This is a genomic window from Sphingobacterium sp. BIGb0116 (assembly GCF_024808035.1).
Classification (GTDB): Bacteria; Bacteroidota; Bacteroidia; order Sphingobacteriales; family Sphingobacteriaceae; genus Sphingobacterium; species Sphingobacterium paramultivorum.
This window is the reverse complement of record NZ_JANUDT010000001.1, coordinates 242393-264644: the sequence shown is the minus strand read 5'-3', so window position 1 is coordinate 264644 and position 22252 is coordinate 242393. Positions and strand designations below refer to the sequence as shown.

Below are 22252 nucleotides of genomic sequence, written 5' to 3'. Positions count from 1 at the left end.
TCAAACAGTACTGCTTCGGACTTGGTTTGGAGACATCCCGGTTTGCTTTTTGAAGAAATTGGTGAAATAGGATGGATATTCAAATCCCAGGCTGTAGGCAATATCCGATACATTCCAATTGGTATGCAACAACAAAGCTTTGGCTTCTTGGGCCACACGGTTTGCAATGTGTGTACTGGTGGTTTTGCCTGTGGTTTCTTTTACCGACCTATTGAGGTGATTGATATGAACCGAAAGCGCATGCGCATAATCTGCAGGGCTTTTCAATTGCAGGCTAAGTTGAAGGGTATTGATTGGAAATTGTCTTTCTAACAGCTCAAGAAATAGTCCCGATACCCTGGTCGAGGCATTGGTATAAGATCCAAAACTCGCTGCGGGACTCGATTTCATCGTTTCATGAATTAGAAGATGTAGATAACTTCGCAACATATCATCTTTATGAATATAGCTCGAGTTCATTTCAACCATCATCTTTTGGAAGATTGTAGAAATTTCTGCTAATTGTGTTTCATCCGGAAAATAAATCGGGTTGCTACCTATCTTGAACAGGGGAGAGTCTTTTAGACTTTCTATCCGTTCACTATGCTGTATAAATTCCTCTGTAAATACACAATACCATCCGGATTGTTCTGAGGATTCGGGTTCCCAAGCATATGGAACAACCGGATTCGCAAATAACATGGCAGGTCTATCGATTTGTATCCACTTATCTGCGTAATATAGTTTTCCACGCCCTATGATAAGGGAGGTTTTATAAAAATCGCGGCGATTGTACGGAGAGACGACAGTACAGGATTCCCTGCTGAAAACATTGAAATGCCCAATTCCCGTATTATTTAGCGGCAAATCCAAATTAGTTAAACCTGGTTGCCTTTTGTAAAAATCTGTTACACTTTCGGCTGATTTCATATTACTAAATTAAAAAAAGAGAAACAATCCTACGTCATAAACGGATCAGTTTCTCGAAAATGAATTCGAATATTTGGTTAGCCTGTGGCATTTTATTTGAACTGTTTGTGATTTTGTTCCTATTTTTGAGGGTATCCAATAATTGATTTTTTATCACAAGGATATCCTTTACATATTGTGACCATGATTAAAATTTATCATAATAAAAATTGCAGTAAGAGTTGTAATGCATTGGAGCTGCTACAGCATCAAGCTGTGGATATAGAAGTACAGGAGTACTTAAACGATGTTCCGACGAGAGGCCAATTGATTGAATTATTGGGTCAACTTGCTTTAAAACCTTTGGAACTTATCAGAAAAGGAGAATCGGTCTTTCAGGAAAAATTCCAAAATCTTCACTTGACAGATGAGCAATGGATCGATGTGATGCAGGAGTATCCGATCTTGATTGAGCGCCCTATCGTTGTAAAGGACGGTGTAGCAGTAATTGGTCGACCTATTGAAAAAGTTTTAGCACTCATTGGTGCTAAGTGACGATGCTGGCTTGATTGTTATATTTCTTGATTGTATGAAACATTTTTTGAATATAGCTGCAGCCGTGTTGGATGTACTAAAATTTTTTTTCTAATCACTAATTTTGGCTTTTTTTGAACGGTTAAAGATATCTCCTATGATATTATTTTATCGACATGATTTAGTGGGTTATTCTTTTAAAGAGGACATTTATACTTGTACCGACTTTATCAGGGTCTTGTTGGTGTATCCCATGGCTGTATCCTGGTAAAAGAATCAGTTCACAATTGTTATTTTGTTTGATTAGATTTGCATAATGTTTGATTCGAAGCTGATCATAGGCATCAAACCAAAATCTATCATTTATTCCCAATTTACTGTTCATTTCTTTTTCATATCGCTCGATAGGTCGATTGTAGGCGATGAATACGGTAACAGGGACATTTTTTAGAAGCGGTAAATCGGCATAATCTTTAAAAAAATGTTTTTCGCTGACTGCCAGTTCTCTTTTCATTTCCAATTTTACACCTTCACCAAGGTTTTTGTCGCTTATCATATCTGAAAGCATTTTTACCCAGAGTTGTTGGTAACCTATCTGGCTATTTGATGTTTTAGTAGCAATTGCATCTTCTGTTTTTGTTAACATAAAATCGGTAGGATCGATGAGGACTAAGCCGGCAATTTCATCCGGATATTTAGCTGCAAACAGCCTAACAAAAGCTCCACCCAATGAATGCCCGACGAGTAAATAGGGCGGTTTAATTTCTAAACTGGATAGGATTAAATGTAATTTGTCCACAACATCTTGGTCAGATTTTAAGAATGGATCAGGATCCGAATTTCCTAAGCCATTTCTGTCATAACTGAAATACGGTATATTACTCATTAATTTGGGGAAAAGGACGGAAAAATTGTTCCCGCTCATGCCGATGCCACTTTCAAAAATGACGATTGGCTCGTTGGCTTTTCTTTTTTCCAACCCCTTTACCCAATAGGATGTTCGTATACCTTTAATATTAGCCGTTTCCTGTGCATACGTTTGTATGACCCCAATGGAAACGAAGAATAGCATGATCGTCCAGGTTTTCATATTTCTTTTAAAGCTCAAATGAAAGGATGAATTTTTGCATTTACCGTTTATTTATTAGTGCTGCAATATGTTCTTTAAGGCCATTGGTTGATTGTAGTCCAATGTCCGAAAATTGATAATCATTTAGCATAAATTGGTGGAAGGTATCTTGTTCCAACAATATGGTTCTACCTTTTGAAAGGTTGTAAATTTTAGTGTTAATTACGCTAATATCATGGTTTTCTTGCGTAAATGCAATAAAATCAATACGATAATCATCCCGTATTAAGGTGCCCTGGCCAAAATAGTCGGGGTGGTTTCTAGAGACATTTCCCGCGTAAATTTTATTCGTTTGAGCTAAAGTCATCATAGACTCCTGCGAGGTTAATTTAACAACAATATTGCAGAAAGAATAATATTCCTTGTCATGAGGAGATTTGGTTACGCTAAATGTATAAATGATATAATTATCTACTCCGAGCGATAATGAGTCTACGATCACTTTGGTTCCTACAGCCTGATAGGGTTTGACGTGGAAGTTGAAATTTTGTAGGGGTAAAATGTTGGCCTGCGGAGGTACCTTAGTATTATCTTTTTCGAGAAAATAGTTTGAATCTTTTACTTGTCCAATACTATTTTGAGAAAAGCAAATCAAGAAGACGATCCATATTCCTATAATTCTATGCATTGTTTTTATTTTATTGGTTATCTGATCCTGTCAAAATAAACACATAATCTATATCATGATAGGGCTATTCGGTCAATATGGGGTTTACCTCGGTTAGTCAATATTATTTATCGGTAAGCCCACATGCTTTTGGTGTATATGCTGTGGGCTTCTTTAGGACCCTATTTTAATGTGTTGTAGGTAACGATAAGATATTCTTTATTTGTACAATATGCCTGGTATTGTGATGAATAATAAAACGAAATATATCTCCTAAACGGAGCTGTATCCAGTTGCTGAAAGATAGCCTAATGCGAATTTTAGTTAAATCTTTTGACCTTGCCTTATCGAGTAGATGAAGTAGTCTATTTTGCTGTTCTAAAAAAACTGGAATCGGTTCGGCGCTCTGCATAAGATTTCTGGGATCCATTTTTCGAAAAGTTTTCATCTTTTTTTCCTTATCATTTGGTAAAATAGAATTAGCAAAATAGTTCCCTAAAAAACCACTTTTGAAATCAACATTGTAGCCAAGATTGCTTTCGGATATTTTTTTTGTGATTTTAGGTAAATAGAAACTTCCATACAGATTCAGGTGCTGTATGCATTCGAGGATATTCCAGGACCCTTCATGAGGTCTTTTATGTAATGTCTCCTGAGAAAGGGCTTCTAGGGAATTGACAAATGATATATGTTCCTGTACTTGCTTTTCCAGTTGATCAAGTAGTTCTAATGATTTATATTTCATCTTTTTTTTGATAAAATACTCGAAAATAAATTGGAAAAAAATTGATTTAACTCAAGATTTACTGATTCTTGATAAAGTTTCGGGACTCATTCTAAGATAATTGGCGATATGCTTATTAGGAATTAGTTGAAATAATCTAGGATTTCGTTTAATGAGTCTTTCATACCTGTTTTTTGGAGAGTCCAGCAATAGATCTCGTTCTCTTTCAAGCTGCTGTAATACCAACTGTTCCAAGATAGTGATATATAATTTTGTGTTTTCTGAAGTGGAATAGATAAAATTCATAAAATCTTCCTTCTCGGCGATTAGCATATCTGTTTTCTTTATTGCCTGAATTGTATAATCCGAGTAGCTACCATGAATAAAAGAATCCATAGCTACAATGAGATCTCCATCATATCCAAAGCGAATAATCTGTTCATGATCTTCCTGAAAAATAGAAATTTTGATGCTGCCTTTTTTTATGAAATAAATCTTTGAATCAATCGAACCATTCATTTTGATGTATTCGTTCCTCCTAAAAGAAATTTCTTTTTTAAAGATTCGAGGTGATATGAGATCTAACAGCTTATGCATATACGTTGGATTTAATTGAATCATTAAAGGTCTTCGAAATTAGCGATTGTATTGCTGTTTTCAAATATTGATTATTGAGCTACAAATATCGCCAAGTTTTGACCTAATATGGGTTCCAGATTTACCGGTTGAATAATTATGTGCAGATTTACGGTATTAAATGAAAACATGGAATATGTTTTCACGATTTTACAGATTTAAATACTTCATTAAATAATTTTAGTTTGAAAAGAGTCCTCGTTATCCTGTTCATTTTGCTGGTTTCATTTTTAATAGCGGCGTTTTTTATCAAAGTCAATAAGAGGGAAACCTTGCTCTATAAGATACAGCAGTGGGTTACCTACGATACAGCAGATTGGGAAAATTATGAAAACAATAAACAGCTACTTGCCGCTGGGGCTACCGAAGTAACGACGACTGAAGTGGTAGGTGTAGAAGATGATCTATACCCGGTTGATACAAATCGCATATCGCCAGAATTTAGGGCTTTAGAAATCGAAAAAATTAGAAAGACAGATTTTGGACGATTAGTAATAGCGAAGTTACCACCGGATCATGAGGATGCACAAATCGCATTAATTCATCTCACGGATCGTAAATTGACCGATGTGATAATCAATCAGAAGATTAATATTAAAGTTGGAACTTGTTTTGAAAACCCAAAAACAGCAGGTAATTATCGTTGCGTGAGTTGTATGATTTTACTTTACAATCGAGAGAAGAAAAGTTGGGTGGAGGCTCCAAACGGTGAAAATTTCTTGAAAAATGCCTATGATTTTTACCAGGCGTCTGAAGGAGATATTTGGCAAGCACGCGAGTTGTCTATGAGAATCCCTTATGATTATGCGCTTATAGCAAAATATAGTAAGTAAAATTTCTTTTAAGTAGTTAATATCAATACCGTTATGTTTAAATTTTTAAGAGAATTATTGAATGCGGCAAAGGAAGGTATGCATGAAGCCAAAGATGAACTTACTTTTAAAGCCGAAGAGGAAAAAAGGGAGGAGAGTTTAGCAATTGATAACAATATACTTCTGGATATTCCTTATGAAGAACAGTTTGGTAATGCATTGGGAGCCGCATTTAGAGTCATTGTTTTTGGGGACTGGTTTACGGTATTCGGAAGTACGGGAGATGATGGAAATTATCCGATTCACTTATATCAATTTGGAAATTATCCCAAAATTGATCAATATAGAAGTGATTTTATCAAATTGTTAAAAAGAGATTTTGGTATAACAGATACAGACAGCTGTCTTGAAATGTTGAGTTCATATTTTACATTACTTGGAATAGAAAAGACCGGGACCGCATTGGAAGAAAAAAACGGCAAAATCGATACAGCCGTTTGGGATATCTCCAAAGTAGGGGTGAATGCCTTTGTTGTTGCTGTAGCAAGTCATATTACGACATCCGCAACGGACGTTGGATATCTATCAAAACCTGTGGCATTAGATGTTCTCAAAAAGTTGTCAGTATATGCGAAAAAGCATTTTAGTGATTGGTTGTTATTTTCCGATCATTTTATGGAAGGAGAAGATCAAGTTGGGTTAAATAGTAAAATTGGGAAATCTTATTTGAAAAGGTATATTGGGTATCTTAAAGAAAAGAAAGGAAGTCCCTGGAATAATGTCGCATGGTGGAATGGTAATCATTCCGTCTGAGTGTTGTCTCATGTGGCCTCCACATCCACTACATTTTACGGCTTTGGATTTGCTCTATCAATTGGAACAACAAATCGCTCAGAAAGAACTCGGCGACCATAGCTATCTCGAAAGATTAGATGCTATCGAGAAAGATCAAGGGGGAATTCCTATGTTTTATCTGACTTGTGGAAGTTAATTTTTTTTGTGGAATAAATGAATTTTAAAGGCATTTTTTTGGTTATCAGTTGTATGTTGATCGTTGTCGTGTTGACAGAAGTCTATAAGAAAAATGTAGCTAAAAATTATTTATACGGTGTTAAAAAAAGCTATGAGATGAATGATCATTTTGAAACAGATAAATTAAGAAAACTGTCGTCACGACCCTTTCTATTTGGTATAGAAGATAATCTGTTAAGTGACGAAGATTATTTTTTTGATGAAAATTATTTCTACGCTGTCGGTCGAAAAGGTGGGGCAGGTAGATCCTTTAGGTTAGTGGATATCATTGAACTTCGTAGGACATCGACTCAAATTAATAATCACTATATCTGGCAAGTTGTCGTTCAATTGGATAGTAAGGGACAGTCCATTTTCAGTTTTACGCATAACTATTCCCTCTGGAATAGAAATTTCTATGTTTTTTATCAAAAAATACGAGAACTCAATCCACATGCAATCAAATCAAAATGGAGTTTGTGGACGATGTAACAAATTCAATTTCAACACTTGGATGTATAGAAAAAGAAAAGTGGCTAAAACTGTAATCTAATTGCTTTTGTTATCCTAAGTAAAACGTTATGGGTAAATTACGATTATTGATCATGAATGTGTTGGTAGTTTTTCTTTATGGAGCTTGTCAATTACCTCAACGCCCGCCACAGTCCAGTACAAATGAATCTAAGCACAAGGCACAGGAATTACCTTCTAACATAACGTTTTTTGGTGGTGGAAGATCTAAGGAAATGAATATGGTATCAGGGAAAACGGATACTATTTTCATTTCAGTCCATCAGGCGGATTCGGTTCTTATCAAAATAAAAACTCCCGCGGATACAGCCAATGTACGAATTAGTCAGCTTTTTCTGCCCAATGGTTCGGCTGATGGCCCCTTTGGCCAAGAGCTTGCCTATAGATTTAAAGATGTTGGCCAATATCATATTACGGTGAATGAGAATAAAATGATAGGGAATCATTACTCAGGGCCTTATGTAGTACAAATTGTGCCAATAGTTCAATAGTACACTTGAAATAATAGAATAGAACAATAGTTATTCCGAGTAAAATGGATTCATAATAACTATTGTCGCATTCAGGAATTTATTACAGCAGGCCTTCTGCTAATATAGGATTAAAATAAGATCTTCTTTCCAGGCTACTCAACATCACCTGTGTACTTGATCGTATTATTCACGTAAAGCGTTGATTTTTTAGCATCATATTTATAGTTATCCTTTTGGTAAATTTCGTTTTCGACTTTATCCAGGATAATGTTTTTTTTACTGTCATCAGGTAAAAATAATTCTAGCTTTGATTTATCCTCGCTAAGGACAACAAAGGCACTAATGACAGCTTTTCCTTCTTCTTTCTCCGTTGGATTTAGGCGTAAGCCCACATTGAAGACCTGGATACATCCTTGTTTGATCTCACTCCAAGTTTGTCCTGCCGCGACTAAACAACCGTGCTCATCCTTGCTGCCGCCGACCGACGGAGTTGCTTCCTTACTTTGGCCAGCTGTTTCTTTTGATTCGCTGTTCTTGGGAGCATTGTTACAGGCTGTAAAAGTAAAAAGGCTCATGACTATAAATGCTAGTTTTCTCATTTGAATCGGTTTTTATATGTTTTCTCATGTTCACACAATAAATATACCATACTCTTCTGTTTATTGTTTATTCAGCAATCGACTTATTACGGTAGGCTTTCATCCTTTCCTTAGCTATAAGGTGCAGCTCCGCGGTATCGCAGAAAAATGTGTGTAGCGTAAGTCAATATTGTCATAGGACAAGTCGAATTTCTGTGTAGTTTATTAATATTGTGGTGCCGCGCAATGTGATCTTTTGTATCAGAACATTGGACGGAATGATTTTAAACCAATGTAGATAGACAAAAGTATTCTTATCATTTAAAACATCCTATGAAACATAAAGATCATCCTGTCAAAAATTTGGTTTCGGTTATTTTAGTTGAAAAGCAACTAGCCGATGTTTGGAAATATTGGAATGATGCTGATGCAATTATGCAATGGAATATTCCATTTGACGATTGGCACTGCCCTGCTGTTCATATTGACTTTAGGGAGGGCGGGATGTTTAATTTTAGAATGGAACAAAAAAATAGTCGAGAGGGATTTGATTATGTAGGATTATACAATGAGATTATTTTGATGGAGTACATTGGAAGTACCAGTGGAGGGAGAACCTGTGTTGTTGAATTTCAGGCGATTGATAACAATACGATTATCCGGGAAACTTTCGAACCTGATACATTTACACCTTTGGACCTACAACAGTCTTTTACCGATGGCGTCTTGCTAAGTTTTAAAAAATTTATAGAAAACAAATCGTTGTAGAAGCGTGTTGCTACTGACAGAAATATAGACTTTATAGAATAAATTATGCGTGAAATAAAATCGAAAAGCGGTTATGCACCTGCAAATGGAATAAAACTTTACTACGAAATATTCGGCACAGGAAAGCCTTTAGTATTGATTCATGGCGGAGGTTCCTCTGGGTTCTCTGATTTTGAAGAAACAGTAAAAAGATTGCATGATCAGTACCAGTTGATTGTGATAGACCTGCAAAATCATGGAAGATCCGAACACAGAACCACTCCCGAAACCTTCGAGCAGGATGCGAAAGATATTTCGGCTGTTCTTGACTTCTTTTCTATCGAAAAAGCTTCATTTTTCGGTTTTAGTAATGGAGCGACAACACTTTTGAAATTTGCGATAATGTATCCTGACAAGGTGGAAAAGTTGATTGCTGCATCGGGAAATACGAAAAGAGAGGGGCTTTTAGATGGTTTTTTTGAAAGTATGGAAGCTTCAACGATTAACGATATACCACCTTTTCTCAAAGAAAATTTTATGAAGCTGAACCCAGATCCGGAGAAATTTCGAAATATGTATGAAAAAGATAGCCAGCGCATGATAAACTTTAAAGACTTCGAACCGGAATCCTTAAGCCTTTTGACCTGCCCGGTATTTTTGATAGGTGGAGACCAAGATGTTGTAAAAACGACACATCTAGCTGCCATGCAACAGCAGATTCCTCATGCCCGACTGCTTATTTTACCGGCTAATCATGGGAACTATATGATGGCTGATTTTAATGGCGATGTAAATGACCAATTGATCGATTTTACACTAGGGCAAATACAGCATTTTTTGGCACCCAATTGATACCTGTTCAATCGAATAAGTTCGCGCCAAAGGTTTATCGATAATTACGCATATTACGTTCCATCTTACGTATGCGCTGTTCGTTTTTTCCGTCAACACGAGATGCCACCGCCCAAATGGCTGCGGGTATCCAACCCAGTATGGTCATCTGTAGGATCAAACAGAGAATGCCACTTAGAATCTTACCGCGTAAAAAAAACGATAACCAAGGAAGTAAGACTGCTATTAATATCATAAATAATAGGGTTATAAACATTAAAATACAAAAGTACGGTATTCACCATTAAAAATCACGAATAATATCAATTAAAGCAATTTAAGTTATTTTTTGCTTGTTTGTAATGTATTGATGCTTAATGTGTAATGGTTTTGCGTTGCTAGAATAGGTAAATGTTAAGAAAACTTAAAATATGCTTTCTGACAGATGAATTTTAGAATTTTAAGGAGGTGTGGCACCAAAGTTGATGTTTCCCTGTCGAATATTTTAGATGCAGATTACATATAATAAATGACGGAAAACATGGGAAACAATAATAACATTATTGAGAATTTAGATAGCAAATATCATGGATATCTAGAAGATGAGGGGAAATGGCTCAATGATGGATTTAAGAATATTTTCATCGATGGGGAACCAAGTAAAGCAAATCTGAAAACCTCGGTTTATCTTATGTTACCCCAAGAGATCAGAGAATATGTTGATCAATTGTTACTCAACGATTGATTATAAATTATACCAGCAAATCGTTCAAAGTAAAAGTTTACTAGAATCAGTTTTTTCTGATTTTAGTAAACTTTTACTTGTTTAAACAGGGGAGAGCAGACCACATCTCCATTAAATACCATATTCTTTCACGGTTTGGCAAATTTGCTCTTTTTGTTTTCGGCTTAATACGTTCAACATGTTAAGGATTTCTTTACCTTGAAAAGTCTCAAGCTCAAGTCTAGAACCCAACCAATTGCTTTCAATAATACGGATATTAACGATTTGAATGTAGGGCACGAATACCAGCGCATCCAAATCTGCTAAAGCCCACATACTACCGGTCTTCTTTTTAATCCGTTTAAAATACAATCCTTTTTTATCTGTTCGGGCTCGGATGATCTTCCTGCTGCTCTTTAAAAGAAGGCAGCCGCCGATAATAAAAGATAAATGGAGCAACAGCATAAATAATGAGACTAAAAAGCGAAATACATCTTTAAAGTCAAGTACCATGGCACTGAAATTCTCTTTAAATGAATCATTCGGATGATAACCGATGAGACATGTAGATATCCCCATTAAAATCAAGATACTACCGATGATAATGGATCGCCAATTAGGTAGGTAATAATTAATAAAGGTTTCACTGTCTGTGGCTGCTAATTTTCTCCTTTTCATATCTAAATATAGGGACCTTATAAATTGACCGTACAGAAGACTTACAATTCGTTCAGAAGCATTTATAATTCGACAACTATTGTTATAAAGGCATGAAGTCTGTTTTTGAAATTATTATGAACTTGTTTATTGGTCGCATCGAAATCCATGTTACGGAAGATTGGACCACTGTACATCTGCTATCTGGATGAGGTGGATACGAAAGAGTTGCGATACATTTGCACTATAAATCAAAATATTTAATGAAAATGAATTATAACATTAGAAAGGCAAGTCTTGAGGATCTTGATCAAGCAGCAGCGTTATTCAATCTTTATCGGATTTTCTACAGACAAGAATCGGATTTGGAAAAAGCCAAAGAATTTTTGAGGGACCGATTTTTGTACGGAGAGTCAGAAATCTTTTTGGCAATTCAGGGCGAACAAGCTGTTGGTTTTGTTCAGCTTTATAAATTGTTTCATTATACTAAATTGCAGCGACAGTGGTTGTTGAGTGATCTATTTGTGCATCCTGATCACCGGAGTAAAGGTCTTTCGGTTCGGCTTATAGATCGTAGTAAAGTCTGGTGTGAAGAGACTGGAGCTTGTGGTCTGATGCTTGAGACCGAGAAAACAAATGTTATCGGTAATAGTCTTTATCCGAGGTGTGGATTTGAATACGACGGCATGCATAACTATTATCATTGGTGGCGATAACCTTAACTGGATCGTCAGGGCACTTCTGCGTCTGGCGATCCAGTTGGCAACTGAGATTAATTAGACGGCAAATTGTGTCAAATGATGATCCAGGTGTTTATAAAACATGTTGTTCCACTCCCAGCTTTTAAGCTTGCCGAAAGAATGGGACTCCTTCCCATCAAAATAGTTTTCGCCCAATTCCAGCGTTTTTTTAATGTAATCGATTAACCTACGTTGCTCGATCTCGAAATCACGTCTGGATGTTACCAGAAACTCTGTAGCAGTAGGGTTATTTCTCTTATAAGGTTTTTCATTGACCACCAGATTCTTTACAAACCATTTTAGTAGTAGTTTCTTTAATCCAGTAGGCTTAGGATACTTGTCTTCATAGATCAATTCATAGATCACATTGCAGTGGGCTAACATTTGATCGACAGTCATTTTACCCCATTGGGCACTGCTGTCTGGATTAAGATTTTGAATCCGTGCTATCACTTCATCACTCACTGTTTTGTCAAAAATATTTTTCATTATTTAAATGCTAATTGGTTTTCAGGTTGCTGGAACTTTGGTTGGGGATGATAACGTACGAAATAATAGTCTATATTAATTGAAGTATAATATCACATTTAAAGGTTCATCTTTTACAGTTACTTTCTTTTCGGTAGGCCCATTTTTATTGCTGTACCTCAATGTATAAGACTGATTTTTTTTCACGATAAATGTTAAATAGTCATTCGCATCCTGCAGTTTAGTTGCGGTCGAACCACCGCCAATTTGATCATTTCCTTGAAAGATATCTACATTGCATTTTGTTCTGCCTTCCGGTTGACATTGATCGTTACTGAGATACATGGTTACGTTTAGACGGGTGTAAGATTTGTCGTTCAATTGTTGGCTATATTGCTGATTGAATAGATCAATATAGCGCTGGGAAACATTATCTGCATATACTTCTGTTTCGCTCCATGCTGGGAATGAGGTAGCTGCCGGTTTGTAGGAAGCCGCATAAATGGAATGTTCCTTGCTATTCGGATCGGCTTTCCCTGCGTCGGCCAAAAACCAGCTATAATTTAGGTCTTTGTCCGGATAATATTCAGTAAAATACCATTTACCATTAATCCATACCTCGACCCAACTGTGGTTACCACGATTGTCATGCCAGTTTGGTGTACCGGCAATCCGGGCCGGTATACCTACTGATCGCAATGCATCGATCAGTAAAATGGATAATCCGGTACAAGATGCCATTCCTTGGCTTATCGATTCAGATGGATTTTGATCTGCTTTTTTTCGTTGGGTATTGTAATCGACTTTTACTTCATCTCTGATATTCTTATTTATGGCTACAATGGCATCTTTCATCGTGTTGCTATTTGTTACATATTTTGAGAAACGATCGTAGAAATCACCACGCCAGTCGTCTAGATCTTCAGAAAATACACGATAGGGCAATACCTCATTTAGAAAAATAGAATCTGGAATTTCCTTAGCCCAGGAAAATGTTGATTTTGCCTGGTAAGCCTTTTCAATATTATGGATAAGATGATCACTCTTAATCGTCGTTAAATCATTCTTAGGCATATAAGCTATGAGAAAAGCCGCGCCTTCACGCATTTCTTTGGGCAGTTTCTCTAGTACTTTTTCCAATTCATTACGATTCGTGCCGGCAGCTTTTAGTGCATTTTTCACCGGTTTTTGATACTGACTTGGTAAAGAGGAAAGCTTGAAATCTTGTGCAGATGCTTTGAAAAAAATGGCTGTAGATAAACAGCAGAAAACTAAAGAAAATACCTTTTTTAACATAATATACGCTTGCTTGTTCTTTATCTATTTAAATTAACACAATTTGTATATTTCAAACATAGATAAATTGATTTTTATATGCAAAAATACGTTTTATAGTCTGACTCGTAACTTAGAAGCCCAATTTACATAATATCTTCTTTGACAGCCCGTGAGCCTCTGTTCTAGCCCGATAGCTACCTGCATTGGGACAGAGCCGTATCACAGTCCCTGTGAATCCAAGATGAATCCGACATTCTCTTGGAGTGACAGCCCTTTATTAAGGTGGACTCAACGCGAACGAAGTACGTCGATGTACTTTTGGATTGCGCTGCACTTCTAAAAAGTCAAAAGGTGTTAATCCCGCACAATTTCATTTGCAAATGAATACAAATTTATTTTAGTTTGAAGATCTTTAAGGCAAAGTAAAGATCATAACCCAAAAAATAATTTGAATGACAATTCCGATGAAGCCGTTTCATTTTCTATATTATAGTGTATGCTGTCTGATCCTTTTATCTGGTATGCTGTATTCCTGTCAATCGCAAAATCCGGATCGGGTGATACTTGAAAAATTGGATAGAACTTTTAATGCATCCAAATTTTATGGCCCCAAAATAAAAAGGAGCGAAGAGTTGCTGCATGCGGACGTTAAAAGTATGGATAAGAAAGAGTTGAAAAAAGTCTTTGAAACCGCCATATTTAAAAAGGATACGCTTGCTATTTTTAATTCAGAAGGGAGTCTGCCAACGTTATTTTATATCGAGTCTACCGCAGCTTGGGGAACACGGAAATTAAAGCCAGTTAAAGATTTCGGTTATCGTTATACAACTGTTTCATACAATGAAGAAAAGGATACCGTAGCGATATTAAACGGAGTTTCTTTTCCAGCCTTGACTATGGCAGAGGATAAAAATGGTGAATTTGCATATCTATATGCACTGAAGACTTCAAAAAATAAAGATGATTTTCAAAATATTTACAACTATCTACAGAACGCGTTTACAAAATTGACGCTTCAAGATGATGCGGGAAGTGGTATAAAAGGTTGGGAAAATAAAGACTTTTACTATTTTCTACATAAAAAAAATAGAAGGGAAGAACAGATTTTTTCGTTTGGAGAAGATGAAGACGACAAGCCGACGACTACAGACATCACCGATATCCGTTTGGAAATTTATTCTAAAATTTACATCCAAAATATGCAACAAGAGCAGGTTTACTTACCGGATTATATTCCCATTATCAAATGACAGATGTAGATAATTGGTAACCGTCAAACTTGTTACAAACCTGCATAAGCGAATTTGTTTATATTTACTTCCTTGTAAAAAAATCAATCAAATCGTTTTATTTTTATGTCAGATACTCAAATACCGACTTCCGCTTATGCAGATACCAAACCACATTATGCTGTACTTGATGGGTTACGTGGGGTCGCAGCTATTACCGTGGTTTGCTTTCATATTTTTGAAGCCTTTGCAACGAGCCATTTAGATCAGCGAATTAATCATGGTTATTTGGCGGTCGATTTTTTCTTTATGCTTTCAGGATTTGTCGTGGGCTATGCTTATGATGATCGCTGGAAGACGATGACAACAAAAGAATTTATAAAACGAAGAATAATACGTTTACATCCGATGGTTGTTATGGGAGCGATCATTGGAGCGGTTATGTTCTATTTTCAGGGTTGTTCTGTTTGGGATGTGACCAAAGTGACATTTTCTTCGCTGGCAATCGCGACCCTATTGAATGCCTTGTTAATTCCTGCGATTCCGGGGCATGAGGTGAGAGGGCTTGGGGAGATGTTTCCATTAAATGGACCAAGCTGGTCGTTGTTTTTTGAATACATCGGTAATATCCTGTATGCATTGGTCATTCGAAGATTTTCGACCAAAGCGTTAGCCGGACTCGTTATTTTATTCGGAATAGGTTTGGCTGCATTTGCGATATTGGGACCCTTGGGAGATATCTGTGCCGGTTTTTCACTCACAGGAACAGAATTTACGGCAGGTTCACTTCGACTTTTATTTTCTTTTACAGCGGGTCTATTTCTATCGAGGATATTTAAATCTTTACAGATCAAGGGAGCATTTTGGATTTGTAGTTTAATCTTAGTGCCACTTTTGGCCATGCCGCGCATTGGTGGGGCCGAGCATTTATGGATGAATGGTCTGTACGACACGTTATGTTGTGTTGTTGTTTTCCCTTTGCTTGTTGTTTTAGGAGCATCTGGCAAGGGAGAAAGCGGTATTACAAGTTGGCTTTGCAAGTTTTTAGGCGATATATCCTATCCTTTATATATGGTACATTATCCCTTTATTTATCTATACTATGCTTGGGTCAAGAATGAAAATCTGAGTTTTGAAGAATCTCTGCCGGGAGTAGCAGCTGTTGTGATCGGAAGTATTGTGCTTGCATACGGCTGTTTGAAGTTATACGATATACCCGTACGGCGATATCTGTCAAAACGATTTCTAAGATCAAAAGGGAAATAGCCGCCGGCAAACTAATCCTATATTTATTATAAAATAAAAAAACACCAATTTATGGTGTTTTTTATGCATATTACGTAGGACAGTGACCTGTACATAGAGAAAATATCTTGTCATGTTAAATAACGCTTGAATGTCAGTCTTTTTCAAAAAAAACGTTGTTATATTTCGACGAATAAAATACCAAATAGAAGCCTAAAGGACTTCGGTACACCGTTGGATCTGACGCAAGAATATGATGAGTGGGAGCGTCCATCCACAGCTTTAAGCGTGCGGATTCATAAGTACTAACTGTTTCGATCTTGCCCTTGTAAACTTTGGATACTTTACCTGCATTTACGACGTTGAAATAAATCGAATCGTTATCCTTTATGACAAAATTGTACCTATCGTATTGCCAGTCAGTTTGTTTTCCTGGGAATATGTCACGTTTTATATGATAAGTCCCATAATAATCTTCTTTTTTTAAGATTTTTGGGCTAGCGATCCATTGAAAAAGTTGAGACAAAGAAAAAAGTAGAATTGCGCCACCGATGAGAGATAAAATTGCGTAACCAAAGAAGCGTCTTTCTGTGAAAATTCCGCATAACATTAAAATTACCAGCAGTGGTAGAAAAATAAATATAATGAAAAAATTAGCCCCAAATCCCATTTTATAAATTGTTGTGGCTTCGAAGAAAACCAAATGGATTTTCTTTTACTCCTCTTTTAGAAACCTACTTTCTAAATTGAAAGTTTTAACTAAAGTAGCCCCATAGCTACCAAATCCAACACAGTATGCCTTCTATTGTCCAATTTATTCTTGACACATGCTTCAAGGATTTTTTTGACACCATTTGAATAAGAATCATGTCCGAGAACCTTGGTCTCAATTTTAATTTCATCATTTTTATCTTTGATCACAATCTGATGGTAGGCATGCTTTTCTAAGTAGGCAACGGGAATATTGATTTTATAAGCCTGCGTTTTCGCATCGCGAATAGAGACAACACGCTCATGAGCGACCTGTAAAGAGTTGGCGATATGATAAGCTGTACCTGGTTCAGTATTCTTGGAGGCCTGATGAGACTCTATAATAGATATTTCATAGTCTTTGAAATTATGACCAAATTGTTGAAGCATATGGAGCGTTTTTAGCAAAAGTATGGAGGTATTCGGGCAAATGACAAGTGGAAAAGCAGTCTCGAGCTTTTCGGTCTCTAGGCCCGTCGACAGTTCAATTAATACCGAACCCGTACGTGCACAAAAATCAAGACAATCTTGTAACTCCCGGCCCGATCCGGCATGTATAACAATAGATGGAGATGTCGTTGTAATGGATGGTTGCCAAGGTGAAATTTCTACATTGGGAATGGAATAATCGGCTTCCAGTATTGCGTTTGCCAGTTTTCCTGATCCTACTACAAAGGCTTTTTTTGTATTCATATTGCTTGTTTTATCAAAATATCCGCTATCCTTTTGACTATGAATCGATAAAATGATACCGGATGAATTTGTAATGAAGTAAAGGTTGTGCTTGAGTGAGGTAAGTTACAAAAATAGACGGTAAAATTTAATCTTTGCTATTATGGAATTATTCTTTTTTCACGCATTTCGTCAAAGAGCTGATAAAACATTGGTTCAGTATCGATAAATTCATGGAAACCGAGCCGCCTTGCCTTTGTGCCGTCGGCAAAAAAATCATAATCCCAAGAAAAGACAAAGTCGCCAAAAGGCCAAGCTGAAACCTGCGCATAGTTATAGCTTAATGCATGCTTTTCTTTTAATTTTTGCCATACAGGCTCCTTATCTGCCATCATTGTTTCGAGCGATAGCGGGATCGGGTCAGCACTTTGCATACCAAAATAGGCCGCTAATTTGGGCCATAGCTCCTTCCAGCGGAAGAGATCGCCATTGTTAATGTTGAAGGCTTGATTGGCCGCTTGTGGATTGGTCGAGGCCCATACCGTTGCTTTGGCTAATAGTGTTGAATCGGTCATTTCCATCAATGTCTGAAAAGCGCCAATTTTTCCTGGAAACCGAAGCGGAATACCGAGTTCTTTTGAGATAGAAGCATATACAGCAATGAGCAACGCTAGATTCATCGGATTATTGGGAGCCGTTCCACCAACAACTGACGGACGGATCGCTGACCAATTCCATTTCTTACCTTTTTGCAGTTGTTCGAGGTATTGCTGTTGGCTGGTATTGAATTCAGGCGGCATATGTCCGGCATCTGATTCTTTGGCCGGTGTCTTGAAAGGACCCAAATGAGCACCGTATACTTTATAACCTTGCATTAAGCTGATGTGCTGAAGATCACCTGCTATTGGCTCAACGACAGTTAAAACATTACGCAGCATTTTCATATTGGGCTCCACCAGCTCAGTCCAGGTCGGCCTATCCTGATATGCAACATAGTAAATATGAGTCACTGAATCCAAGTTGCCTAGTTTTTTGATACAATCGGCTATATCTAATAAATCTACAGCGATAAAACGAACCTTATTCCGATCGGCATTTGTTCGTCGTGATAAACCTATAATTTCCCATTCTTCCGTCTTTTCAAGGTAGTCTATGAGATTGTTGCCTATAACGCCATTGGCGCCAACAACTAAAGCGGTGTTTTTTCTAGTCTTCATCTTTGTCTAATACTTATAAGGCCAAAGTTAGTTGGAAGCTTAGTGGGTTTTAATGTAAAAATCCAACATAATTATGTATATTTCTGAAATGAAACGTTATCGTCAGTTTGAACCGGTGCTTATTTCAGGATTTAAGATGCTTGAATGGAACCATCCCGAACACAATCACAATCATTACGAGTTCATTTTTATTCGGGAGGGTTCAGGACGACATATCGTTAATGGGCATTCATTTCCTTACGAGGAAGGAGCGATCTTTCTACTGGGGCCAGATGATCAGCATTATTTTGAAATCGAACAACTCACACATTTTGTTTATCTTAAATTTACAGACGCCTACCTTGGTCGTGACACTTCGGGTGCTACGCCCGCAATACAACAGCTGGAATATATCATAAAAAGTAGAGAAACCCATCAGATGGGATTTCAATTAGCGGGGGAAGATAAGCTGGTGATAGAACAGATCTTTGATATACTCCTTTTATTTAAGAAAGATCAAATCGGAAATCAGGAGCTTATTTGGTTGCAATTATTCAGCATTGCACATGTTCTGCAGCGAAATATGCCTGAATTGCGTAGTAGTAGTACCAAAAGTCGCGATCTGCAGGCTATGTTTTGTTATATTCATAAAAATATTTACGATCCCAACTGTCTGCGGATACAAATGATGGCGGAGCACTTTAATATTGCCAACGATTATCTTGGTATTTACTTTAAACGTCAGGCAGGGATTACCTTACGGGACTATATTCAAAACTACCGCAGTACATTGATACGTCAACGAATAGCAGTAGGAAGAGTTACCTTAAAGGAAATTGCTGCTGAATTTGGGCTGACCGATGTAAGTCACCTGACTAAGATTATACATAAAACGTAGTCCATTCCCATTGAAAAGCATTGAAATCAAATTTAATCTATAATATTTATCCCGTAGAAGATAAAAATGCAATAAAAATATGGAGAAACGGGATAAACCTTTTACCACCTAACCCTACAGAAATGAATAAAATTGAACCTGTGGAGCACATTCTATTGCTGGATTAGGAAAATGGCGCCTATAACGCCTAGCGAAAAAATTTGGCTGGGGTAGTTGATTTTTCGACATTTTTTGTAGATTTGTCGAGTAATGACAGGTCAACAGGAAAATATTAAAGAGGAAATTATCTTATCATCCATGAAAGTGTTTGAAACATATGGATTTGCAAGGGTTTCTATGCAGGATATTTCAAAAGCTTGTGGAAAGGGTCGGAGCACGTTATATTACTATTTTACCAGTAAAATGGATGTCTTTGATGCGATTGCGGAGTATCTATGTCAGGAAGTGTTTGAGGTCGCGAGTAGAACTTATAACAGGGACGCTTCACTGGAAGATAATTTAGTCGGTTTTTTACAAGCAAAACTACGTCAGATTAATTTAATTACGAAACGTTTTCATCTCGCATTCGAAGATATGAAATCCGATCCAGCCTTGATGGTTTCGAAAACACGTTACATGCTGGACGACGAGATTAAGTTGATTCGTGAAATGATTGAATTAGCCGTTAGGAAAAAAGAAATTCAGGCCTTAGAGGAAAAGGATATCCTGTTTTTATCCGAAATGTTAGTGACAACATCACGTTGTTTTGAGCAGGAAGTTTTACTTTTTGATCGTTTTCCAGATTTTGAAGCTAGGCTTTCCTGGTTGACAAGTATATGTGTTAAGGGACTACGCTAGCAATTCGGAGTGTAGCGCGAAGTAATTATTTTGAACAGTAAGGATGTATATTTATTGTTCTTTTTTTTGAAACTGGTTTCGACAAAAATACAAAATATGTCTATTTTGATTGATCGATTCTTTTTATACAGACAATAAACAGGATTACAACTATGGTGTTAAATGCGAAAGTAGGAAAGTCGGTAGATAGCTTTGCATCAGAAAGATGCGTTTTGGTCATGGTGGAGACAGAGGAAACGATCCGTCCTGAAATGATGGGGGTGTTGGATCCAGATATTGATTGTTATTTATTGATACACAATGATGTGGAGCGCTTGGATAGCCTAGCTCTTGCACTGGAAAATGAAAATAAAAAGGTTCGACTAGCCCGTGATTTTGAGGAACTGAAACAGATGCGTTTTTTGAACCACCAATTACAACAAATTGCCGTTAAAATTTTGAAATAATCTAAATATGTATAAAGTTGTTTATTCTTTATCTCGTAAGCTGAAGTGGAAAGCGAGCGAGATTTATCATTTTCTCTATCAGAGTTTTCCGGAGATAAAAAATATTGATTTATTGTTGGATGACCAGCAATTTTTGCTTGTTCTGCGGATTAGTACCCGACTGGAATTTTCTATTCTGAATATATGCCAGAAACAGGGCTTGGCAATGCAATTTGTACAAGTCGAGGATACTGATTAGTCTGTCTGCTTTACAAAGCTAGCCTATTAGAGATGTTCAGGCATGATGCGATGAGCCGTAAAGAAATATCAATTTGAGCTTTATAGCAAAATCATTCTGAAAGTTACTTTTTACTTTTGATATCGTTCCTTCAAAACATTTTTCACATCCATTGGTTAATTTTATCGTGCGGATGGAATCTGTGTTGTATCATGGGAATTTTATGCATTTATTTAAAACAGAAAACAACAATTTTATCAAGTATGAGTACATTTTCAATTAGAGCTTTTGGAACAAGCGCACCAACGGCTGATCTAAAACAGATGGATATTGAACGCCGTGAAGTGACGGATAAAGATGTCGAGATTGATATCTTATTTTGTGGAGTTTGCCATTCGGATTTACATACAGCGCGAAATGAATGGGGCGGAACCGTTTATCCGAATGTACCCGGTCATGAAATTGTGGGTCGAATTACTAAAGTTGGATCCGCTGTAACCAAGTTTAAAGTTGGCGATTTGGCCGGTGTAGGCTGTATGGTAGATAGTTGTCGCGAATGTGATAGTTGTAAGGAAGGACTGGAACAGTATTGTGAAAATGGAAATATCCAAACATACAACGGACACGATAAGCACCTTAATAAACAGACATTTGGTGGTTATTCTGAACGTGTTGTAGTAGATCAGGATTTTGTGCTCCACATTCCTGAAAATTTGGATCTCGCAGCGACAGCACCTTTATTATGTGCTGGAATTACCACTTATTCACCTTTGAGGCATTGGAATGTGGGACCAGGAAAAAAGGTTGGCATAGTGGGTATCGGTGGCTTGGGACACATGGGAGTCAAAATAGCGAAAGCAATGGGAGCGCACGTCGTTGTCATTACAACGTCTGCTTCTAAAGTTGATGACGCTAAACGTTTAGGTGCCGATGAGGTGATCTTGTCAACTGATGCAGAACAAATGAAGGAACATGCAGGAACATTACATTTCATTTTGGACTGTGTTTCGGCACAACATGACATCAATGCCTATTTAAGTTTATTGAAACGAGATGGTTCCTTGACGCTTGTTGGCGCTCCGGAGCATCCACTTCCTGTTGCTCCTTTTAGTCTGATTCCAACACGTAAAAGTTTTTCAGGTTCTATGATCGGTGGGATAGCCGAAACACAGGAGATGCTTGATTTTTGTGGTAAACATAATATTATCTCCGATATAGAGCTGATTAAAATGCAGGATATCAATCATGCCTATGATAGACTATTGAAAAGCGATGTTAAATACAGGTTTGTTATTGACATGGCGAGTTTGAAAAACTAGCACAATAAAATTATTCAATGCTGAACCATCAAGGGGAATTTCGAGTACCTTTGATGGTTCAGTTTTTTTATACAG

General features: G+C 37.0%; 30 protein-coding genes. 17 read left to right on the top strand and 13 right to left on the bottom strand.

Going from position 1 to position 22252, the window contains the following annotated elements:
* The gene (locus M2419_RS01265) at positions 1-909 is read right to left on the bottom strand and encodes an AraC family transcriptional regulator (RefSeq protein ID WP_153846701.1); all 909 of its coding nucleotides are present in this window, start codon (positions 907-909) and stop codon (positions 1-3) included.
* 183 nt (positions 910-1092) lie between these two features.
* Between M2419_RS01265 and arsC the strand changes: the two genes are divergently transcribed.
* Entirely contained in the window at positions 1093-1443 is a 351-nt protein-coding gene (gene arsC / locus M2419_RS01260; protein ID WP_159730908.1) for an arsenate reductase (glutaredoxin), read from the top strand.
* 160 nt (positions 1444-1603) lie between these two features.
* On the opposite strand, the gene M2419_RS01255 is transcribed toward arsC, so the two are convergent.
* From M2419_RS01255 to M2419_RS01240, 4 genes are all read right to left on the bottom strand, one after another.
* Positions 1604-2512 (bottom strand): alpha/beta fold hydrolase, encoded by a 909-nt coding sequence (locus tag M2419_RS01255; protein ID WP_153846702.1) that lies wholly within the window; start codon positions 2510-2512, stop codon positions 1604-1606.
* 40 nt (positions 2513-2552) lie between these two features.
* Positions 2553-3179: a hypothetical protein gene (locus tag M2419_RS01250; protein WP_153846703.1), complete on the bottom strand. Its 627-nt coding sequence runs from the start codon at positions 3177-3179 to the stop codon at positions 2553-2555.
* Between the two features lie 166 nt (positions 3180-3345).
* Positions 3346-3903, bottom strand: coding sequence for a DinB family protein (locus M2419_RS01245; RefSeq protein WP_153846704.1), 558 nt, complete (start codon positions 3901-3903; stop codon positions 3346-3348).
* 51 nt (positions 3904-3954) lie between these two features.
* On the bottom strand, positions 3955-4479 hold the full coding sequence (locus M2419_RS01240; RefSeq protein ID WP_153846705.1) for a Crp/Fnr family transcriptional regulator: 525 nt from the start codon (positions 4477-4479) through the stop codon (positions 3955-3957).
* Between the two features lie 224 nt (positions 4480-4703).
* Between M2419_RS01240 and M2419_RS01235 the strand changes: the two genes are divergently transcribed.
* From M2419_RS01235 to M2419_RS01215, 5 genes are all read left to right on the top strand, one after another.
* Positions 4704-5351: a hypothetical protein gene (locus M2419_RS01235; protein ID WP_153846706.1), complete on the top strand. Its 648-nt coding sequence runs from the start codon at positions 4704-4706 to the stop codon at positions 5349-5351.
* Positions 5352-5384: 33 nt separating this feature from the next.
* A complete protein-coding gene (locus tag M2419_RS01230) occupies positions 5385-6143 on the top strand; it encodes a DUF1266 domain-containing protein (RefSeq protein WP_153846707.1) in 759 nt (252 codons plus the stop codon).
* Between the two features lie 10 nt (positions 6144-6153).
* Positions 6154-6321 (top strand): hypothetical protein, encoded by a 168-nt coding sequence (locus tag M2419_RS01225; RefSeq protein ID WP_153846708.1) that lies wholly within the window; start codon positions 6154-6156, stop codon positions 6319-6321.
* A gap of 17 nt (positions 6322-6338) precedes the next feature.
* Positions 6339-6833: a hypothetical protein gene (locus tag M2419_RS01220; protein WP_159730895.1), complete on the top strand. Its 495-nt coding sequence runs from the start codon at positions 6339-6341 to the stop codon at positions 6831-6833.
* Positions 6834-6922: 89 nt separating this feature from the next.
* Positions 6923-7363: a hypothetical protein gene (locus tag M2419_RS01215; RefSeq protein WP_153846710.1), complete on the top strand. Its 441-nt coding sequence runs from the start codon at positions 6923-6925 to the stop codon at positions 7361-7363.
* A 134-nt stretch (positions 7364-7497) separates the two neighbouring features.
* Here the strand turns inward: M2419_RS01215 and M2419_RS01210 are convergent, their stop codons facing one another.
* Positions 7498-7944: a hypothetical protein gene (locus M2419_RS01210; RefSeq protein ID WP_153846711.1), complete on the bottom strand. Its 447-nt coding sequence runs from the start codon at positions 7942-7944 to the stop codon at positions 7498-7500.
* 312 nt (positions 7945-8256) lie between these two features.
* Here M2419_RS01210 and M2419_RS01205 point away from each other — a divergent pair, with 312 nt between their 5' ends.
* Entirely contained in the window at positions 8257-8691 is a 435-nt protein-coding gene (locus M2419_RS01205) for an SRPBCC domain-containing protein (RefSeq protein WP_153846712.1), read from the top strand.
* Positions 8692-8736: 45 nt separating this feature from the next.
* Complete coding sequence (locus tag M2419_RS01200; RefSeq protein ID WP_153846713.1) at positions 8737-9522, top strand: alpha/beta fold hydrolase; 786 nt, start codon at positions 8737-8739, stop codon at positions 9520-9522.
* Positions 9523-9556: 34 nt separating this feature from the next.
* Here the strand turns inward: M2419_RS01200 and M2419_RS01195 are convergent, their stop codons facing one another.
* Positions 9557-9757, bottom strand: a complete 201-nt coding sequence (locus M2419_RS01195) for a YqaE/Pmp3 family membrane protein (RefSeq protein ID WP_075994862.1) — start codon at positions 9755-9757, stop codon at positions 9557-9559.
* 285 nt (positions 9758-10042) lie between these two features.
* On the opposite strand from M2419_RS01195, the gene M2419_RS01190 reads away from it, so the two are divergent.
* Positions 10043-10246, top strand: a complete 204-nt coding sequence (locus M2419_RS01190; protein ID WP_153846714.1) for a hypothetical protein — start codon at positions 10043-10045, stop codon at positions 10244-10246.
* Between the two features lie 111 nt (positions 10247-10357).
* Here the strand turns inward: M2419_RS01190 and M2419_RS01185 are convergent, their stop codons facing one another.
* The gene (locus tag M2419_RS01185) at positions 10358-10903 is read right to left on the bottom strand and encodes a hypothetical protein (protein WP_153846715.1); all 546 of its coding nucleotides are present in this window, start codon (positions 10901-10903) and stop codon (positions 10358-10360) included.
* Positions 10904-11151: 248 nt separating this feature from the next.
* Here M2419_RS01185 and M2419_RS01180 point away from each other — a divergent pair, with 248 nt between their 5' ends.
* Complete coding sequence (locus M2419_RS01180) at positions 11152-11598, top strand: GNAT family N-acetyltransferase (protein WP_075993209.1); 447 nt, start codon at positions 11152-11154, stop codon at positions 11596-11598.
* A gap of 60 nt (positions 11599-11658) precedes the next feature.
* Here the strand turns inward: M2419_RS01180 and M2419_RS01175 are convergent, their stop codons facing one another.
* Together M2419_RS01175 and M2419_RS01170 are read right to left on the bottom strand one after the other, a co-directional pair.
* Positions 11659-12111: a DUF1569 domain-containing protein gene (locus M2419_RS01175; RefSeq protein ID WP_153846716.1), complete on the bottom strand. Its 453-nt coding sequence runs from the start codon at positions 12109-12111 to the stop codon at positions 11659-11661.
* A gap of 75 nt (positions 12112-12186) precedes the next feature.
* Positions 12187-13386 (bottom strand): transglutaminase family protein, encoded by a 1200-nt coding sequence (locus M2419_RS01170; protein WP_182331326.1) that lies wholly within the window; start codon positions 13384-13386, stop codon positions 12187-12189.
* 434 nt (positions 13387-13820) lie between these two features.
* Between M2419_RS01170 and M2419_RS01165 the strand changes: the two genes are divergently transcribed.
* Both M2419_RS01165 and M2419_RS01160 read left to right on the top strand, forming a co-directional pair.
* Positions 13821-14618: a hypothetical protein gene (locus M2419_RS01165; RefSeq protein ID WP_159730891.1), complete on the top strand. Its 798-nt coding sequence runs from the start codon at positions 13821-13823 to the stop codon at positions 14616-14618.
* 105 nt (positions 14619-14723) lie between these two features.
* A complete protein-coding gene (locus tag M2419_RS01160) occupies positions 14724-15863 on the top strand; it encodes an acyltransferase (protein WP_159730889.1) in 1140 nt (379 codons plus the stop codon).
* Between the two features lie 133 nt (positions 15864-15996).
* Here the strand turns inward: M2419_RS01160 and M2419_RS01155 are convergent, their stop codons facing one another.
* The 3 genes from M2419_RS01155 to M2419_RS01145 all read right to left on the bottom strand — a co-directional run bounded on the left by M2419_RS01155 (position 15997) and on the right by M2419_RS01145 (position 18481).
* The gene (locus tag M2419_RS01155; protein WP_259254082.1) at positions 15997-16452 is read right to left on the bottom strand and encodes a hypothetical protein; all 456 of its coding nucleotides are present in this window, start codon (positions 16450-16452) and stop codon (positions 15997-15999) included.
* Positions 16453-16601: 149 nt separating this feature from the next.
* Positions 16602-17285 carry a dihydrodipicolinate reductase C-terminal domain-containing protein gene (locus tag M2419_RS01150; RefSeq protein ID WP_159730851.1) on the bottom strand — a complete coding sequence of 228 codons (684 nt, stop codon included), beginning with the start codon at positions 17283-17285 and terminating at the stop codon, positions 16602-16604.
* Between the two features lie 140 nt (positions 17286-17425).
* Positions 17426-18481: an SDR family oxidoreductase gene (locus M2419_RS01145; RefSeq protein ID WP_159730849.1), complete on the bottom strand. Its 1056-nt coding sequence runs from the start codon at positions 18479-18481 to the stop codon at positions 17426-17428.
* A 73-nt stretch (positions 18482-18554) separates the two neighbouring features.
* On the opposite strand from M2419_RS01145, the gene M2419_RS01140 reads away from it, so the two are divergent.
* The 5 genes from M2419_RS01140 (at position 18555) to M2419_RS01120 (ending at position 22177) form a co-directional block, all read left to right on the top strand.
* Entirely contained in the window at positions 18555-19358 is an 804-nt protein-coding gene (locus M2419_RS01140) for a helix-turn-helix transcriptional regulator (RefSeq protein WP_159730847.1), read from the top strand.
* Positions 19359-19607: 249 nt separating this feature from the next.
* Positions 19608-20195: a TetR/AcrR family transcriptional regulator gene (locus tag M2419_RS01135; protein ID WP_153846722.1), complete on the top strand. Its 588-nt coding sequence runs from the start codon at positions 19608-19610 to the stop codon at positions 20193-20195.
* 152 nt (positions 20196-20347) lie between these two features.
* A complete protein-coding gene (locus M2419_RS01130; protein WP_153846723.1) occupies positions 20348-20641 on the top strand; it encodes a hypothetical protein in 294 nt (97 codons plus the stop codon).
* A gap of 7 nt (positions 20642-20648) precedes the next feature.
* A complete protein-coding gene (locus tag M2419_RS01125) occupies positions 20649-20879 on the top strand; it encodes a hypothetical protein (protein ID WP_046674596.1) in 231 nt (76 codons plus the stop codon).
* 242 nt (positions 20880-21121) lie between these two features.
* On the top strand, positions 21122-22177 hold the full coding sequence (locus M2419_RS01120) for an NAD(P)-dependent alcohol dehydrogenase (protein ID WP_153846724.1): 1056 nt from the start codon (positions 21122-21124) through the stop codon (positions 22175-22177).
* Positions 22178-22252 lie beyond the last annotated feature (75 nt).